The following is a 19,334-nucleotide window of genomic DNA, read 5'->3' on the forward strand; positions in this document are numbered from 1 at the left end:
GGCGCCATGCCCCAGACGCCAAACAACATCGAAGGCGGGGGAATCTCACAACAAAATTCGGGCCCCTGCGTCACCGCAGGAGCCCGACTTAAAAAGCAAACCGAAGGCCCGCCCGTCTCAGTCGAAGGGGATCACCCTCTCGCCGGCCGACAAGTCCTTGCCATCGACAGACACCGAAATCTCCGCCGTGCCAGGCTTGCGGCTGACGGCAATGTCTCTAGCCTTGCCGTCGAGCGTGATCTTCACCGAGAAACCGCTCCAGTCTTCCGGCAGCGACGGTGAAATATGCAGCCTGCCGTCAGTGCGGGTGATGCCGAGAATACCCTCGACAGCGGCACGGTAGAGCCAGCCGGCCGAGCCGGTGTACCAGCTCCAGCCGCCACGGCCCGCATAAGCGCCTTCACCGTATACATCCGCGGTCACCACATAAGGTTCGACCCGATAGGTTTCCGACGCTGCCGCATCGAGCGCGTGGTTGACCGGGTTGAGCAGCTTGAAGCAGTTCCAGGCCTCCTGCGCCCTGCCCTGCTTGGCAAGAGCGAGAACCACCCAGGTCGCCGCGTGGGTATATTGTCCGCCATTTTCGCGCACACCTGGCGGATATCCCTTGATGTAGCCCGGATCGTGCGGCGCACGCGAGAATGGCGGCGTGAATAGCCGGATGATGCCGGTCTTTTCATCCACCAGATGCTCCATGACCGCATCCATTGCCTGCCGCGACCGGGCCTCTTCGCCTTCGCCGGAGAGAACGCTCCAGCTTTGGCCGAGCGAATCGATCCGGCATTCCTCGCTTCCGGCGGAACCCAGCGGCGTGCCGTCGTCGAAATAGCCGCGACGATAATAGCTGCCATCCCACCCCGCGGTTTCGAGCGCATTGCGCAGTTTTTCGCGGTGCGAGGCCCATCTGCCGACCCGATCCGTATCACCGCGCTTTTCCGCAATTTCAATGAAATCGCGCAAGGCGCCGGAAAGGAACCAGCCGAGCCAGACACTGGTACCCTTGCCGCCAACGCCGACGCGGTTCATGCCGTCGTTCCAGTCACCGCCGAGGATCAGCGGCAGGCCGTTCTCCCCGGTGCGATGAATGGCAAGATCGAGCGCCAGCGCCGCGTGTTCGTAGAGCGTCGCGGATTTGTCGCTGGTTTCCGGCTGGAAGAAAGCGTCGTGCTGGCCGGGCATCAGCGCCGGCCCCTTCAGGAAGGGAATGCTCTCATCCAGAATGGCGATATCGCCGGTCGCCGAAACATACTGGTTGATCGCATAAGCAAGCCATACCACGTCGTCCGAGATAGTGGTGCGGACACCGGCGCCTGTCAGCGGCAGCCACCAGTGCTGAACGTCGCCTTCCGGGAACTGCCGGCCGGCTGCGCGCAGGATCTGCTTGCGAGCGAGATCCGGCTGGTAGAGCAGGAACGCCAGGGTATCCTGAAGCTGGTCACGGAAGCCGAAGGCGCCGCTCGACTGATAGAAGGCCGTGCGCGCCAGAAAGCGGCACGCCAGCGCCTGGTAGGGCAGCCAATTGTTGACCATGTGGTTGAAGCCGGCATCCGGCGTGGACACCTGTAACTGGCCGGTAAAACCGGTCCAGAACGCCTTGCTTTCCTCCAGCACGGACTGGAAATCCACACGGCGGACATCCTTCACCAGCGCCTCGGCCTCTTCCGCATTATCGGCATCGCCCAGAATGAAGGTCATGTGCCGTTCTTCGCCGGGCTTAAGGTGGATTTCCTGCATCAGCGCCGCACAGGGATCGCCGTCAACCTCGGTGCTGCCGCTGAGTGCGTTACCCGACACGATCGCCTGCGGGGCCTGTGCCGAACCAAAGCGGCCAATGAATTCCCGACGACTGGTGGTGAAACCGCTCGCCTCCGTATCAAGCGTCAGGAACGCCGTGCGTGCGCTGTAGTCGATGCTGTAGGGGTTCGAGGCGAAGATCGCGTTGTTGCCCGCATCATGTCTGCTCAGAATGAACGGCGCTGATTTCTGTCCGTTATTGCCCAGCACCCATTCGACATAGGCATAAACCTTCAGCCGGCGGCTTTTGGAGCCTTTGTTGCGAACGATGACCTGCGAGAACTTGACCGGCTTTTCACGATCGACGGTCTGTGTCACCTCGACTTCAAGTGTGTCGGCAACGCCGGTCAGGATGGAGTAGCCCAGGCCGTGACGGGTTTCGAACATGGCTTCGGGATCACGCGACAACGCGGCACACGGCGTATAGAGCTTTCCTGTGTCCACATCGGCGACATAGAAGGCCTCGCCCGGCCGGTTGATGACAGGGTCATTGCTCCACGGCGTCAGTTGATAATCGCGCGAATTGCGGCTCCAGCTGAAACCTGCGCCTTCGGCCGAAATATGGAAGCCGAAATTCTCGTTCGAGATGACGTTGATCCACGGATGCGGGGTGGACTGCCCACCATGGAGACGCACCACATATTCCTGTCCGTTCCTGGCGAAGCCGCCGAAACCGTTCCAGAAATCGAGATCACCCGCGTCTTCGACCGGCTCCGCAACCGGGAAAGCCGGGACCGGCAGACGGGCCTGTGCGGCGTCGCTTGTGCCATCGGGACCACGATGGGCCGCAAACAGCGATACCGCGCGGTTGATCTGGTCCACGATCTTGCCATTGCGCACATGGAGTACAACGCGGGAAGCGGCCAGAAGCGCGCTCCACGTCTCTTCATCCATCAGGTCACGGCGCACGGAGAAGACGTGCGGGCGACCGCCATCGGCGGGATTGATGCGGCGTTGTGCTTCGGAAATATGATCCAGCGCATGCTGCATGTCTTGCGCGTAGGATGCGGCCCGTTCGTTGACGATAACGAGATCGAAGATCACGCCGCGCGAACGCAGATATTCATGGGCACTCAGCGCCTCACGGGCGATGTCCATGTCCATATCGTCGTTGATGCGCAGGCTGAAAATCGGGAAATCGCCGGAAATCGCAAGCGGCCACAAGGCGCGCTGCGAAGCGAGTCCTGTTTTCAGCGTTTCCGAATCCGCACGCAGATGCATGTCGGGATAGGTCAGATATCGGCCAAGATGCTGGAAGGCGGCCGCCTGCTGTGAGGTGACGCCCACATGGCGCATCTGCACCTGTGTGCGCGTCCAGGCATGGACGAGTTCATGCGCGAAGGCGTCCGGATGACGATAACGGTCGATCGCCTTGTCGACTTCCTCGCGGCTCGGCGCGGCAATCGTCCAGAAGATCACGCTCACCTTCTTGCCTGCCGGCACGCGCACCGTGCGTCGCAGCGACAGGATGGGGTCGAGCGTGAAGCCGTCAGTGCTGGAAAGCGTCGCACCGGCATCGAAAGCCGCCGCTTCGCGCAGCGAACGGCCACGACCGATGAATTTGGCGCGATCCGTCTCGAATTCCGTCGGGCGCGACGGGCCGGCATTATCGGCGGCCAGATGCGCAATGACGGTGCCCGGCTCGTTCGGGCTGCGACGGTTGCGCCAGGCGCGGATGACGTCGCCACGCCGGCCGATCTCCGTCTGCACGAACATGCGCGAGAAGAGCGGATGGGCGTTGTCGTCATCCTCAGACGCAATGACCGGCTCCATATAGGAAGTCACTTCGATATAGCGATCCTCGGAACCGACATTGAGCAGGGTGACGCGTCGGCCTTCTGCATCGTGCTCGGTGGCGACGATGCATTCGACAACGCTCTGCAGGTCGCCGGTGGTCTTGTGGAACTCGGCCTTGTCGTCGGTGAAGACCGTCTTGGTCTTTTCACCCTCGAAGACACGCGGCTCCGCAGTCGCACTCCACCATTGCCCGTTGGTGGTGTCGCGCAGGAAGATGAAGGTGCCCCAGCGGTCTTCGGTCGGATCGGCCTTCCAGCGGGAAATCGCCTGCCCGTTCCATTTCGAATAACCTGCACCCGTCGAGGTAAGCATGGTCGAGTAGTGACCATTCGACAGGAACACCACCTCACGGTCGCGCGCCGCCGGATCGGTAATGGAGCGCACTTCCGCCCGCAGCAGGTCGGCCTGTTCCTTGCCGGGGGTCTCCGGTTCGTATTTGGCGCTCATGACCGGCACTTCGCGCGGCGCCTTTTCCTGCAGCAGCAGTTCAGCCGCCTCGATCACCGGATCGGAATGGAAGAGTTCGCGCAGCACGCCGTCAAAGGCGACGTTGGCGACGGCCGCAATCGACATGCCATGGTGGTGGGCATAATAGTTGTAGACCACCGCGCAGACCTTGCCATCGGGCACACGCGTTGGCGTGAAATCCACCGCATCGTGGAAACCGTATTGGCCAAGTGCGCCAAGCTTGCGCAGCTTGTCGAGGTTTTCAAGTGCACCATCCGGATCGTATTGGCTGGCGAGGATCGATGCATAGGGCGCGATTACCGCATTCTGGCCAAGGCCACGCTTGAGGCCCAGCGTCGGCACACCGAAGTTGGTGTACTGGTAGTTCATGTTGTGATCGCGGGCATTAAACGCCGCTTCGGAAATGCCCCATGGCGTGCCCAGACGGCGGCCGTGATTCATCTGTTCCTTGACGATCAGGTTGTTGGTCTGGTTGAGGATACCCCCCTGACGCTCCTGCATCACAAGCGGCGGCATCAGATATTCGAACATGGAGCCCGACCAGGACACCAGCGCGCCCTGCGCACCGATCGGCACGACCTGACGGCCAAGGCGGTACCAGTGCTCAGTCGGCAGATCGCCCTTCGCGATGGCGAAGAGGCTGGTCAGACGGCATTCCGACGCCAGAAGGTCATAGCAGGCCTCATCCAGCTCCTTGCTTTCGACGCGATAGCCAATGGAAAGAAGGCGGCGATCCTTGCGGTAAAGGAACGTGAAATCCATCGAGAAAGCGAGATTGCGGCTGCGGTCGCGTAGCGAAGCGAGACGCTGGCGCAAGGGCTCGACATTGGTCAGGTCGATGGCGCTGTCGGAAATATGGGCTTCGCAGCACTCGACCAACAGCTGCGCCCAACGCGTCACTTCGGTGCTCTGTGTGGACTTCACCTCGTGGTCGACATTGGTGGCAAGCTTCTGAATGTCACGCGCAAGCACCGCCAGGTTGATGACGCGAATGGAGGCGAATTCGTGCTCGCGCTTGACGGATGCCAGCGCGTTCGAGAAGCCGATGATACGCTCTTCGAGACGGCGATGCAGCGGCCGCAGGTTCTTGCGGTCGTCGGGCAAGGCCTTCAGCGTTTCCCGCAGAATGCCGGCGACATCGCCGATACCGTCGAGGTTGCCCTGAAGATGTGCCGACGGCGCTTCCGCCCAATCGCGGCAAGCGGAAGAAACCGCAATCAAATGGCCGGCGAGGTTGCCGCTGTCCACGGCCGAAACATAACGCGGTCCAAGCGTCTGCAAGGTATCGGTGTGATACCAGTTGTAGAGATGGCCACGATATTTTTCCATCTTCTCAACGGTCTGGATCGTGTTCTCGATGCGCTCCAGCGTGTCGGCAAAGCTGATCCAGCCAAACTGACGGGCGGAGATGACGGAGAGCAGATAAACGCCGATATTGGTGGGAGACGTGCGCGAGGCAACGATCGGTTCCGGCGTCTCCTGGAAATTGTCCGGCGGCAGGTGGTTTTCCTGCGGTGTCACGAAGGTCTCGTAATAACGCCAGGTACGGCGCGCGATCTTGCGTAGTTCGAACGAGACGTGCTCGGAAACGAACAGCCGGTCTTCGGTCTCGGCTGACTGGCTGACATACCAGGCAACGGCGGGTGACAGCACCCACAGCAGCGTAAAGGGAATGCCGATCAGGAAGGCATTGTCGCCCGGCAGCGCCGCGAACAGAAGGCCGAGCATCGCCACAACGGGGGCGTGCCACATCTGACGATAATAATCGATGATGCTGCCCTGCGCACTGGACTGGATACTGGCGGCGGTGCGCCATTCCAGCATCAACTTGTGGCTGACGAGCAGGCGGTAGAGCGAACGCGCAATCGCATCTGTCATCATGCAGGCGGCATCGGCGATGAAGACGATTCTCAGCGCGACTTGCGCATTGGTGGCGCGGATTTCAGACCAGATGGTGTGGAAATGCGCCTGCGGCACGATGTCTGTCGAACGCGGCACAAGGCCGGAAAGCAGCGAAAGCGTCGGTGCAACGAAGAGCGAGAAGATCAGCAGGATCTGCCAGATCAGCGCCCCGAGCGGATCCATGAAATACCAGCCGAGGATCGAGGCGAAGAACCAGGCGATCGGCGTCAGTGAGCGACGCAGATTGTCGACCATCTTCCACCGTCCGATAGCGGTGACGCCGCGGGCGCGGTCGAGAATATAGGGAAGCAGCTGCCAGTCGCCACGCGCCCAGCGATGCTGACGCGAAACTTCCACCTCATAGCGCGTCGGGAAGTCCTCCACGAGTTCCACATCGGTCACCAGCGCGCAACGCGCAAACGAACCTTCAAGCAGATCGTGGCTGAGGACGGAGTTTTCTTCGATACGGCCCTTCAGCGCCGCCTCGAAAGCATCCACGTCGTAAAGACCCTTACCGGTGAAGGTGCCTTCGGAGGTCAGGTCCTGGTAAACGTCGGAAACCGTGAAGACGTAGGGATCGATACCGCGGTTGATGGAAAAGACACGCTGGAAAACCGAAGCATCCTTGCCCGTGGTCAGGGAAGGTGTGACGCGCGGCTGCAGCAGACCGTAACCTTCGACCACCCGACCGGATTCAGGATCGATCCTGGGGCGGTTGATCGGATGGTGCATCTTGCCGACCAGCTTCGTCACCGCATCGCGCATCAGGCGCGTATCGGCGTCCAGCGTCATGACATATTTCACACCTTCCGGAATTATATTCGCGCCGCCGAGGAACGTCGTGTCCTTGTCGCCGCGCAGCAGCATGTTCAGCTCATGCAGCTTGCCGCGCTTGCGCTCCCAGCCCATCCAGCAACCTTCGGCCGGATTGTAGATGCGACGACGATGCAGAAGGTAAAATCGTGTCTTGCCGTCAAAGGCGTAGCGGCTGTTCAGTGTTGCCAGCTCGCGCTTGGCATATTCGAGTATCTCAAGATCATCCTCGGACTGCTCGTATTGCGCGTCGCGCCAGTCGCTCACCAGCGAGAAATAGATCTCACCATGCGGATTGGCGAGATAATGCACCTCGATATTGCGCATCATCTCGTCAACGCTGTCGCGACTGGTCAGCATGCAGGGCACGGCGACCAATGTGCGCGCGTCCTCGGGAATTCCATTCTTGAACTCGTATCCGACCAACCGGAACGGTTTCACGAAGAAGGTGACAAGGGTGTTGAAGAGGCCGGTCGCGCCCTCCGAGGCGGGCAGAGCGAACATCAGCAGGAAAGCGGTGACAACATACCAGGGCATGCCCGCTTCGGCGAGGAACCACCCGACCGCCAGCATGGCGACCGCGGTGATGAGAAGCACCGGCGCTGCAATTGCCAGCCAGTTGAACTTCCGCATCGCCCGGACGATACGCTGCGATACCAGGGGCCGGTATCCCAGCGCCTTTTCAAGCTCGAAACGACGCTGACCCACCAGCACGGAGCCGACATTGACGGGATGCGTCTCGTCCGCCCCTACGGGCATATCGGTACGCGCCATTTCGACAGCGGCACGGGCGACCTCAACTTCGGTCTTGGGAGAACGACGCGCCAGAAGTTCGATGGTATTGCGGTAGGTGTTCCGCGAGCCGAAATCGAGCGTTTCGTAATCGGTTTCTTCGCGCAGAACCTTGTCGATATGGCTGACTTCCTCGAACCACACCGACCATTCGGTATCATCGATCTCGCGCAGGCTCTTGACGATGTTGCCCATCGTCACGTTGCCGGAGGCAAGGCGATTATGCTCCGACATCATGACGTTTTCGGCGTCGGTGCCGGCGGCATGCAGACGCTCTTCAAGCCATGCGACGGCAAAACCCGATGTCTGCGAGCCGTTTCGGAGGCGATAAAGGAACTGCGTCGCGAAAGTCGGGTCATCGACCAGCGAATCGACCTGCTTGAGAAGTGCTGCCGACGCTTCCGCATCGTTCAGACGGATGATCTCGTCGACCACCTCATTCGCCTTCTGGCGCATGCGGCGCGAACGCTCCACACGGATGGAGATGCGGCGAAGATTTTCGATGAGGACAAAACGGATGATCGATGGCAGCGCCCACAATTCACCGATCTGCAGCGTCTTCGAGGTCTGGTAGCCATCCACCAGCGCCGTCATGTTTTCGCGCGATACCGTGCTGTGGGTGTGGGCGACATAAAGCCAGCCGAGCGCCATGACCCGCGGGATCGTCACGCCGCCCACCGTCATCGTCGGCAGCTGGCGATAGAACTTGCGTGGAAAATCACGGCGGACTTCCTGGATCGCCTCTTCGATGACGTAGTGGTTGTCGAGAAGCCATTCCGCCGCCGGCGTTATCGTCGCGCCATTTTCCGCGTCGACCGCCGTTGTGCGATAGACCCTGAGGATTTCCTTTTCATTCTCGCGATGACGCTCGAAGAAATCGAACTCCATGAAGCCGGGAAGGCTGTCGGCGCCATCGCGGGAAAGCGCGGCGCCCGCATCATGCAGTTCCTCGACCGTCATATAGGACGCGCGGATCGAATCATTGTGATCGATCTGCTTCGTCTCGGAATCACGGGCGGCGGCGGTCGGGGTGATATGAAATGACATCGGGCTCGTATTCTGAACTTTATGGAGACTTGTTCGACTTGACCGGCATTTCGTCCGTGGCGGGAACACACACGAAAATCGGCCACGCTATATTTATGACTTATCCTGAACCTTCGGTGAACCGGACCGGACGCCCGGATGAGAGGACCGTCCGGCAGGAAGGCGCCGCATACTGCTGCACAATGTCTGCAATCTGTTTGCGGGGCTTGAGATCAGCGCGTGCAGGAAGCTTCCGGTGACAGAAAGATCTCATCCTGCGGCCCGGCAACGCCGTTCCGACCGGATTTCGCACCCTCCCCGACGGCGAAATTTGTGCGCGCAACGCCCGATGGTCCCCCGTTGATAACCTGAAGGGCAACACGAAACCGGAACGGTTCGCGCTACATCCGAAAGACGCTAATGCCCCAGGACATCAATAGTTCCATGCCACCTGTCGCGACCCGATGCAAGCGCTGAATTTCAGGCCGTCTGAGTGCCTGCGGCGCCCCTTACATGCCCATGCATATGCTGCTATGTCATTTTGAAAAAGCACCGTAAAAAACGGCGAAACCCGGGACTTCGAAAATGACCAGACAGACCGCCACCATGACGTCTTTCGCCAATCATATGCCGGATGTGGTGGCAATCCGCCGCCACCTGCACCGTCACCCTGAAATAGGCCTCTCCGAGTTCAAGACCTCGGATTTCATTGCCGAACAATTGCTGGCGATGGGGTACGAGGTAACGCGCGGGCTCGCCGGCACTGGTGTTGTCGCCACGCTGCGCAATGGTGACAGCACGCGCACGCTTGGCATTCGAGCCGATATCGACGCACTGCCGATCCACGAAGAAACGGGGGCGGAGTATGCGAGCGCCAATCAGGGCGTGATGCATGCCTGCGGCCATGATGGCCATACTGCCATGCTTCTCGGCGCAGCGAAGATCATCGCCGAACGCAGGAATTTTAACGGAACACTACATCTGATCTTCCAGCCGGCGGAGGAAAATTTCGGCGGCGCCCGCATCATGATCGAGGACGGCCTGTTCGACCGCTTTCCCTGCGATGCGGTTTTTGCACTCCACAACGACCCTGGCCTGCCCTTCGGGCACTTCGTGCTGCGCGACGGGCCGATCCTTGCCGCGGTCGACGAGTGCAAGATCACCGTCAACGGTTATGGCGGCCACGGTGCCGAACCGCAGGATGCCGCTGATCCTATCGTTGCCGGGGCAAGCATCATCATGGCGCTGCAGACTGTGGTTTCACGCAACATCCATCCGCAGCTGTCGGCGGTCGTCACCGTTGGCGCCTTCCATGCCGGTGCTGCCAGCAACGTCATTCCCGAAACGGCGGAAATGCTACTGACCATCCGTTCCTTCGATCCGAGCGTGCGCGATGAGCTGGAAAAGCGCATTCGGGCGATAGCCGAAGGCCAGGCGGCCAGCTACGGCATGAGCGTCACCATCGATTACGAGCGCGGTTATAATGCAACCGTCAACCACAGGGCAGAAACGGATTATGTCGCCGATCTCGCCCGCCGTTTTGCCGGGCCTGAAAAGGTCGCGGAAATGCAGCGCCCGTCGATGGGCGCGGAAGACTTTGCCTACATGCTCGAGAAACGACCGGGCTGTTATTTCTTCCTCGGCACCGCACGAACCGACAACGACCCGCCGTTGCACCATCCAAAATTTGATTTCAACGACGAAATCCTGCCAATCGGAACCGCTTTCTGGGTCGATCTTGCGGAAGATTACCTGAAGTCGTGAATGGGAATGAAAAAGGCCGGTCGGAGGAGCGACCGGCCTTTTGTTCTCAAATTACCTGATGAGAAGATCGGGAGGATCAGGGAACGAGACCGAATATGACGGCAGCGACAAAGGCCATGCAAACGCCGACGAGAGCCGCATGAACCGAATCTTTCCAGTTGCGCGGCGACTGGGGCTGCGAAACAAAGTCTTTTACTTTTCCTGCCTTGGAATAAGACATTGTACACTCCCTTCCTGCTCAGCCCTTCAAAGCGGGCATTGCTTATTTCACTCGTAGAATAGCTTTATTCCCCACTGTTTCAGTAGAGATAATATTCCATAAGATAGGTGCATCGGGAAAAATACGGATTGCAACTTGCCGGGCGGCAAGCATCAATCTACCCATTGCGCGGCATCAGCGCGACGGGGCGCTTTCCGTCTGAAGGCAATGCGGACACGGAAAATACCATGACAGATATCGACGCCATCATCATTGGAGCCGGTGTGATCGGCCTGGCGACAGCGCGAGAACTCGCTATGCGCGGCCACTCCGTCGTCATCCTGGAAAGCGAAAAGGAATTTGGCTCGGTCACTTCCTCCCGCAACAGCGAAGTCATCCACGCAGGCCTTTATTACCCGCCTGGAAGCCTCAAGGCCCGACTTTGCGTGGAGGGCAAGGAGCGTCTTTATGCTTTCTGCCAGAGCCACGGCGTTGCTCATCGCCGCTGCGGCAAACTTATCGTCGCCACGAGCCATGAAGAGACGGCCATGCTCGCCACTCTCCAGGAGAAGGGCAAGGCCAACGGATGTAACGATCTTGAGCTGATTGATGAACGACAGGCGGTTTTACTCGAACCCGCGCTCACCTGCGTTGCAGCCCTTACCTCACCTTCGACCGGTATCATCGACAGTCACGGATACATGCTGGCGCTGTTCGGAGACGCACAGGATCACGGCGCAGCCATGGCCGTCAACGCCCCCTTCGAAAGGGCGGAAGTGGCGGGCGATGGTTTTCGGATCCATGTCGGCGGCGCGGAGCCCACCAGCCTGACGTGCCGGCTGCTCATCAATTCCGCCGGACTTGTTGCGCCGATGGTGGCAAGAAAGATAGAGGGATTGCCGGAGGATGGTATCCCGCAGGCGCGTTTCGCCAAGGGCAGCTATTTTTCGCTGGCCGGCAAGTCACCCTTTTCAAGGCTCATCTATCCGGCACCTCATACTCATGGCCTTGGCGTACATCTCACCCTCGATCTTGCTGGCCAGGCTCGTTTCGGCCCGGATCTGGAGTGGGTGGACGCCATCGATTACGCCGTCGATCCCCAACGCATGGAAGGTTTTGATGATGCGATACGGCATTATTGGCCGCGCCTTCCCGACCATGCGCTGATCCCGGCCTATTCTGGAATCCGGCCGAAGATTTCAGGTCCGGACGAACCCGCTATGGATTTCCGCATTGACGGGCCGGAAACGCATGGCGTCAACGGTCTCGTCAATCTCTTCGGCATCGAAAGCCCCGGCCTTACTGCCTCGCTGGCCATCGCCAACGAGGTCGCGGCGCGGCTTGGGGCTTGATCCCAACCCGCTCAGCCGAAACGGGACAGCGCACCCGTCATGACCTCCGGATCGACATTGCCGCCGGAAGCGACTGCGATCACCGTTTCACTCTCCAGTTCATCGCCATGGAAGAGGGCCGCCGCCAGGGCCACCGCCCCACCGGGCTCAACGACGATCTTCAGCCGGTTGAAGGCGAGAACCATTGCCCGCAGCGCTTCCTCTTCGGTCACGGCGATGCCTTTCCCGCAAAGCCCAACCATGATCGGGAAGGTGATGTTACCGGGCTGCGGCGTAACGATCGCATCGCAGATCGAACCCGAGGTCGTGGCGTTCCGCTCGATCTTGCCCGAGGCAAGAGAGCGTGCCACATCATCGAACCGCTCCGGTTCCGAAGTCCTGACCTTATAGTTCGGTGCTTTCGCTGCAAGCGCAAGGGATATGCCGGATGTAAGGCCACCGCCGCCGCACGGCACCAGGATCTCGGCTGAATCGATACCCAGTTCCGCGCCCTGTTCAGCAATCTCCAGCCCCACCGTCCCCTGCCCGGCAATGACCAGCGGTTCGTCATAAGGCCTGATCAGCGTCAACCCGCGCTCGCGCGAAATGCGGTCCCCAATGGCATCGCGATCCTCATTCGCGCGGTCATAAAGCACCACCTCCGCGCCATAAGCACGGGTATTGTCGATTTTGATCTTCGGTGCATCCATCGGCATGATGATGACGGCGGGAACGCCGTGGAGGCTGGCGGCAAGCGCCACGCCCTGCGCATGGTTACCGGAGGAAAAGGCGATGACGCCTTTGGCGCGGACCTCCGCAGGCAGGCCTGAGACGGCCGACCAGCCGCCACGAAACTTGAAGGAACCCGTTCTTTGCAGGCATTCAGCTTTTACGAAGAGCTTTCGCCCGGCAATCTCGTCCAGAAAAGGTGATGAGAGAAGCGGCGTGCGAACCGCTTGAGTGCCGATGCGCTCCCGCGCGGCTTCTATCATCGAAATATCGGTCATGTCCTGCCCCTATAATGCGGATGTGCAGGCACCTTATGAGGTCACACGCATTTACGAAACCGCCTGAAAAGAAAAATCCCCGGACGTGGCCGGGGATTCTGGTCGTGTGATCAATGATTGTGCCGGGGCATCTTCTCGGCAATGCGGCGGAAATCCGCAGCGCCTTCCAGAACCGCGCCGTCCGAAAGCTGCGTTACCGACTGACGATAAATGCGCTGCCAGGGCGTCGCATCCGCGGGAACAGCCGGAATGCCGTCTGCCTTGCGGGCTGCAAGCTCCTCATCCGGCACGAGCACGTTACACTCGCCCTTGTTGAAGTCGATGCGGATCACATCGCCCGTGCGAAGCCAGGCCAGGCCACCGCCGGCCGCACTTTCGGGCGAGGCGTTGAGAATGGACGGGCTGTCCGCCGTTCCCGATTGCCGGCCGTCACCGATCGTCGGCAGGCTGGTGATTCCTTTTTTCAAAAGCGCATCCGGCGGCTGCATGTTGACGACCTCGGCCGAGCCGGGCCAGCCAAGCGGCCCCGCACCACGAATGACGAGAATGGTACGCTCATCAATATTGAGGGACGGATCATTGATGCGGGCGTGATAGTCTTCCGAACCGTCAAAAACCACGCATCTGCCCTCGAAAATTCCCTCGTGCCCCGGCTCGTTGAGATAGCGCTGCCGGAACTCCGCCGAGATCACGCTCGTCTTCATGATGGCGAAATCGAACAGATTGCCCTTGAGAACCAGGAAACCTGCCCGTTCCTTCAGCGGCTTGTCATAAGGAAGGATCACATCTCGGTCGGTCGATTCCCGACCTTCCAGATTTTCCGCCACAGTTCTACCGGTCACGGTCCGACAGCTTCCATCGAGCTTGCCCGCCTGCAGAAGCTCCCACATGATGGCGGGCGTGCCGCCGGCGCGGTGATATTTCTCACCGAGCCATTTGCCGGCCGGCTGTATGTTGGCCAACAGCGGAATATCGTAACCGTGGACCTGCCAGTCCTCTTCACGGAGTTCAACGCCCGCATGTTTCGCCATGGCCGCGAGATGCGGCTGGGCATTGGTAGAGCCACCGATCGCCGAGTTGACGCGGATCGCGTTCAGGAAGGCTTCGCGCGTCATGATGTCCGAGGGCTTGATATTCTCAACAACCAGTTCAACGGCGCGGCGGCCGGTGCGATAGGCCATCTGGCCGCGTTCACGGTAAGCGGCGGGGATTGCACCGCAGCCGGTGAGCGACATGCCGAGCGCTTCCGCGATGGCGTTCATGGTCGACGCCGTGCCCATGGTGTTGCAATGCCCGACCGATGGCGCGGATTCCAGCGCCGCCTGCAGAAACTCCTCTCGGGTGATTTCGCCAGCGCCATATTTGCGGCGCATGCGCCAGATCACAGTGCCGGAACCGACCAGATCGCCCTCATGATAACCGTCGAGCATCGGCCCGCCGGAGAGCACGATGGCCGGAATATCGACCGTGCTCGCCGCCATCAGTGCCGAGGGCGTGGTCTTGTCGCAGCCCGTCGTTAACACGACACCGTCGAGCGGATAACCGTAAAGCACTTCTACGAGGCTGAGATAGGCAAGATTGCGGTCGAGCGCTGCCGTCGGGCGCTTGCAGTTTTCGAACATCGGATGGGTCGGGAATTCGATAGGAATACCGCCCGCATCACGGATGCCGTCGCGCACACGCTTCACCAACTCCACATGGACGCGGTTGCAGGGCGTAAGATCGCTGCCGCTCTGGGCGATGCCGATCACCGGCTTGCCGGAACGCAGTTCTTCCGGCGTTACGCCATAATTCATGAAGCGCTCCAGATAGAGCGCCGTCATGTCGAGATGATCAGGATTGTCGAACCAGTCCTGCGATCGCAGCCGGCGCATGGGTGTCTTCTCGTCGCTCATAAGCCTGCCTCAGCCCTGTTCGCGGTTGTTGAGTTTTTCGAGGTAAAGCAGGATGCCGCTGTGATCGATATCGGCACCGCCGTCACCAACGAAGTCGTCGAATTCCCGCGTCACCTGCTGCGTAAGCGGCAGGGTAAGCGACAGGTCCTTCGCGGTTGCCAACACGCCATTCAGATCCTTGAGCTGGAATTTGGATGGACCACCCGGCACGAAATTGCGCTTTACCATGCGTTCGCCATGCAATTCCAGTATCCGGCTTTCGGCAAAGCCGCCACGTATGGCGTTGCGGAAACCTTCGCGAGAGGCTCCTCCCGCTTCCACCAGCATCATCGCTTCGGCAACCGCGCCGATCGTAATGGCGACGATCTGCTGGTTGGCGAGCTTGCAGAGCTGGCCGGCACCCGAGGGACCCACATAGGTGAGCCGGCCCATCGGTGCAAAGACATCAGCAAGATCCGCGATCAGCGCCTCGTCTCCACCGGCCATGATGGCGAGCGTACCGGCCGTCGCGCCCGGCACACCGCCCGAAACCGGTGCATCAACGTGATGGATGCCAAGCGCCTGAAGCCGGGAGGAGTGTTCACGCGCGATCGGCGGCGCAATCGAGCTGCTGTCGATGACGACAGCCCCCTTTTTCAGCGCTTCGGCCACGCCGGCCTCGAACAGCACCTCGCCCACGGCCTTGCCGTCACTCAGCATGGTGATGACAATATCGGCGCCCTTGGCTGCATCTGCCGGCGATGCCGAGACGACCGCGCCATCGGCAACAAGAGCCTCGGCCTTATCGACACTGCGGTTCCAGACCGTGACCGAAAAGCCCGCACCCAGCAGGCGCCGGGCCATCGGCCCTCCCATCAGGCCGGTGCCGATAAAGGCGACCGAGCGCTTCTTCTCCTCCCCGCCGCCACTCATTTCAGTGAACCTCCCAGTTCGTCCTCAATATGAACCTGAATAATCTCTTCGAAGGAGCTTTCCGCCGTAAAGCCCAGTTCGCGGGCACGCTTGGCTTCGAAACCGGGTGCCCAGCCTTCGCACATGCGCATGATCATCTCGTTCGGCTCGCGACGGATGAGGGCGACGGCCTTTTCCCCCGCCACCTTGCGCAGTGCCTCAATCTGTTCGCCGACGGTGGCGCTGAGGCCCGGCATCGATAGGTTGCGGCGCGGGCCGACCTTTTCGACGTCGATCGTGGCGCCATGAATAAGGAAACCGACGGCGGAACGCGGCGAGGCGTGCCAATGGCGAATGCTTTCCGGCACCGGCAGAACCGCCTCCTGGCCAACCAGCGGCTCGCGCAGGATATTGGAGAAGAAGCCGGAGGCAGCCGCATTCGGCTTGCCGGGACGAATGCAGATAGTGGGAAGGCGAATGCCGATGCCGTCAAAGAAACCGCGGCGGCTGTAGTCGGACAGGAGCAATTCGCAGATAGCCTTCTGCGTACCGTAGCTGGTCAGCGGCGTGGTGTGGAATTCGTCCGGGATCGGATAGGGAAGCGGCGCACCGAAGACGGCGATCGAGGAGGTGAAGACCACGCGCGGCTTGTAGCCATCCTTGCCGTTGGCAAGGCGGATGGCATCGAAGAGATAACGCGTGCCGTCGAGATTGATGCGGTAGCCCTTGTCGAAATCGAGTTCGGCTTCGCCGGAGACGATGGCGGCAAGGTGGAAGATGACGTCCGGACGGGCTTCGACCAGCTTTTCGGCTTCGCCAGATGCGGAAAGATCGGCCGCGCGCGCATCGACGGCACCGGAAAAACCGGCAGGCGCTTCGGGCTGGAACACGTCGATAAGCGTGAATTTCTCCACCGCCTTGCCACCCAGTGACCCGTCCTTGACGAGACGCTGCGTCAGCTTGCGGCCCACCATGCCAGCGGCGCCAATAATTGCGATATGCATGTCTTCCTCCTCTTTGTCCCGGTCGTTCTCCCGAGACCGAAAAAACATCATCAGCCAACCGACCGATAAATTAGCTTGTAAGGTTGTCTGATAACCTTATATGATCGAGTTGAAAATAGTATTTTTTCACAAACCGGCAAAAGCAAGGGCGAAGAAGCCTTGCCCGGACATTTCAGGGCGGATTGAGCGGAGAGGGTGGAATGACGATCGTCAGCGAACACGATATCGGGGAATTGCGATTCTCGCTGAAGAACAGGTTGGGCGAGGCTTTGGTGCTCACGTCGCCGGAGGACATGCTGCGTTATTGCCGGGACTGGCATGGCGACGTCACCAGTTCGGCTGTAGCCGTGATCCGTCCCCGGTCGACGGAGGAAGTATCTGATACGGTGCGCGCCTGCGCCGAACTCGGACTCGCCATCATCCCTCAGGGCGGCAATACCGGTCTTGTACTCGGCGGCATTCCTGATGCGCCTAAACGCCAGGTCGTTCTGAGCCTCGAGCGCATGAACGCCATCCGCACCATAGACAGCGACGATTTTTCCGCCGTCGTGGAAGCGGGCTGCATTCTCTCGGAATTCAAGGACGCGGTGCAGGACAAGGGTATGTTCTTCCCGCTATCACTTGGGGCCCAGGGTAGCTGCCGTATAGGCGGTAATGTCTCCACAAATGCCGGCGGCATCAATGTGCTGCGGTACGGGATGACGCGCGAACTGGTCCTGGGTCTCGAAGTGGTGCTACCGGATGGCACTATCTGGAATGGGCTGTCGACGCTGCGCAAGGATAATCGCGGCATCGACCTGAAGCAGCTTTTCATCGGTGCGGAAGGAACGCTCGGCATTATCACCGCCGTTGCCGTCAAGCTTTATCCCAATCCGGAACACGTCGAAACGGCGCTGCTCGGCCTCAATTCGCTTGACGATGCCATCAAGCTTTACCGTCGCGCCCGTCGCGAATGCTGCGACCTGATGTCTGCCTTCGAATTTATGCCGCCGGTCGCCTTCACGCTGGCAATCGAGGCAATCCCCGACCTTAAAATGCCGATCGCCGGTGACTACCCAGCCTATGTGCTGATGGAAATTTCAGGCTCCGGCCTGGTCGACACGGCAGATCTGATGGGCCGCTTCCTCGAAGGCGTCATGGAAGATGGGCTGGTGCTGGATGGCGTCATCGCATCGTCACGGGCGCAGGCGCAATCGCTTTGGCTATTCCGCGAAGGCATGAACGAAGGCCAGGCGCTGCGCGGCAGCCATATGCGCACCGATATTTCCGTACCGCTGTCAAAACTCGCGGCTTTCGTGGCCGAAGCTGAAGCGGAACTGGCGGAAAAACTGCCGGAGTGCCTCGCTGTTTCCTACGGCCATGTGGGAGACGGAAACGTCCACCTCAACGTACTGCCGCCTAACGGCTCGACGCCGGAAGAGCGCGAAGCATTCATCTACAAGTCCAAAACGCTCGTCAATGACGTCCTCGACCGTTACGTCGGCAGCATCAGCGCCGAGCACGGCATCGGCCGGTTGAAACGCTCGGATTTCGAAAGCCGGCTATCTGATGTGCAGCGGCGGATGATCACTGGCCTGAAAAACACCTTCGACCCTGATTTGCGGATGAATCCCGGTTGCCAGATAACCCTGCAACCGGATAGCTAATCAAGGTACGGCAGAGGCGGCTGAAAACGCCGCCTTAAAAAACCCCGCTGACGGCGAAGGAGGAAGTCGTCTGCAGCGGAAAAACGAACCAATCGTTTCTGTGGAACGGGAGCAACCATGACGCTGGAGTTCAATCAGATACATCGCAACGATCATCTCCCCGGCCGCATCGCCGCAGAGATCGCACGCGAGATCAACGATTCGAAACTCGGGCCGGGCGACAGGCTGCCGACTGAACATGTGCTGGCAAAAACCTTCGGGGTGAGCCGCTCTGTCATCCGCGAGGCGATAGCACAATTGCGCAATGAAGGTTTCGTCGAAACCCGGCAGGGCGTGGGCGCATTCGTCACCGATCCCAGGCAGAGACTGTCCATCCGTATCGAGCGCTCCCGACTGAACGATCCGGAGAACTTCCGCGATCTTTTCCAGCTTCGCATGCCGCTGGAAATAGAAGCAGCAGGGCTGGCGGCATTGCATCGTAGCCCGCAGCAGTTGGCGCGACTGGCCGCGGCACTGGAAAAGATGAAAACCGCCGACGATTGGTCGACGGAAGGCGTTGCCGCCGATCTGGACTTCCACCGTATTCTGGCTGAGGCCACACAAAACGAATATTTCCTGATGTTCCTCGGCTTCATTGCGGAGCGCATCAGTTCCGCCATCAACATCGCTTTCTCCCGGGCGGTTTTTGGGGAAATTCTCGAGGTAACGATTGCCGAACATGTGGCAATTTACGAGGCCGTGGAAAAAGCTGATGCGCCCGCGGCCAAGAACGCGATGCGCAAGCATCTGATCGGTGCGGCAAGCCGCGTCAATCTGGAGCTGGATATATTTTGACTGGAAAAAAGGCGCTGGCAGTCAAGCTATAGGACAGGTTTCCGCGCTTCATGAGCGATACATGAGAAATTTGTCCGCGAGACCGCTAGACTCGCTCGAAAAGTCATACTAAGAAGAATAAGATTAGGTTGTCAGACATCCAGACAATAAGACCGCAGGAGGCGGCCTGTC

9 protein-coding genes are annotated in these 19,334 nt (G+C 60.0%); 4 read left to right on the forward strand and 5 right to left on the reverse strand.

The features are described from left to right. Positions 1-117 precede the first annotated feature (117 nt). Positions 118-8,613: a glycoside hydrolase family 94 protein gene (locus tag EGT36_RS05370; RefSeq protein WP_125270117.1), complete on the reverse strand. Its 8,496-nt coding sequence runs from the start codon at positions 8,611-8,613 to the stop codon at positions 118-120. A gap of 564 nt (positions 8,614-9,177) precedes the next feature. Between EGT36_RS05370 and EGT36_RS05375 the strand changes: the two genes are divergently transcribed. Together EGT36_RS05375 and EGT36_RS05385 are read left to right on the forward strand one after the other, a co-directional pair. Then, on the forward strand, positions 9,178-10,356 hold the full coding sequence (locus tag EGT36_RS05375; RefSeq protein ID WP_052114191.1) for a M20 aminoacylase family protein: 1,179 nt from the start codon (positions 9,178-9,180) through the stop codon (positions 10,354-10,356). 447 nt (positions 10,357-10,803) lie between these two features. Then, the gene (locus tag EGT36_RS05385) at positions 10,804-11,907 is read left to right on the forward strand and encodes an NAD(P)/FAD-dependent oxidoreductase (protein WP_037090312.1); all 1,104 of its coding nucleotides are present in this window, start codon (positions 10,804-10,806) and stop codon (positions 11,905-11,907) included. A gap of 11 nt (positions 11,908-11,918) precedes the next feature. Here EGT36_RS05385 and EGT36_RS05390 read toward each other — a convergent pair whose 3' ends face one another. The 4 genes from EGT36_RS05390 to denD form a co-directional block, all read right to left on the reverse strand. After that, on the reverse strand, positions 11,919-12,893 hold the full coding sequence (locus tag EGT36_RS05390) for a threonine ammonia-lyase (protein ID WP_004444004.1): 975 nt from the start codon (positions 12,891-12,893) through the stop codon (positions 11,919-11,921). 110 nt (positions 12,894-13,003) lie between these two features. Further along, on the reverse strand, positions 13,004-14,788 hold the full coding sequence (locus tag EGT36_RS05395; protein WP_004444006.1) for an IlvD/Edd family dehydratase: 1,785 nt from the start codon (positions 14,786-14,788) through the stop codon (positions 13,004-13,006). A gap of 9 nt (positions 14,789-14,797) precedes the next feature. Continuing rightward, positions 14,798-15,700 carry an NAD(P)-dependent oxidoreductase gene (locus tag EGT36_RS05400; protein WP_037090137.1) on the reverse strand — a complete coding sequence of 301 codons (903 nt, stop codon included), beginning with the start codon at positions 15,698-15,700 and terminating at the stop codon, positions 14,798-14,800. Then, the gene (gene denD, locus EGT36_RS05405; protein ID WP_037090136.1) at positions 15,697-16,683 is read right to left on the reverse strand and encodes a D-erythronate dehydrogenase; all 987 of its coding nucleotides are present in this window, start codon (positions 16,681-16,683) and stop codon (positions 15,697-15,699) included. Before denD ends, EGT36_RS05400 begins: the two co-directional genes overlap by 4 nt. 200 nt (positions 16,684-16,883) lie before the next feature. Here denD and EGT36_RS05410 point away from each other — a divergent pair, with 200 nt between their 5' ends. Both EGT36_RS05410 and EGT36_RS05415 read left to right on the forward strand, forming a co-directional pair. Continuing rightward, positions 16,884-18,329 carry an FAD-binding oxidoreductase gene (locus EGT36_RS05410; protein WP_004444014.1) on the forward strand — a complete coding sequence of 482 codons (1,446 nt, stop codon included), beginning with the start codon at positions 16,884-16,886 and terminating at the stop codon, positions 18,327-18,329. A 117-nt stretch (positions 18,330-18,446) separates the two neighbouring features. Beyond that, entirely contained in the window at positions 18,447-19,163 is a 717-nt protein-coding gene (locus EGT36_RS05415; protein WP_035207984.1) for a FadR/GntR family transcriptional regulator, read from the forward strand. Positions 19,164-19,334 lie beyond the last annotated feature (171 nt).

Origin of the sequence: Agrobacterium sp. FDAARGOS_525 (genome assembly GCF_003938925.1) — a bacterium.
GTDB classification, from domain to species: Bacteria; Pseudomonadota; Alphaproteobacteria; order Rhizobiales; family Rhizobiaceae; genus Agrobacterium; species Agrobacterium pusense.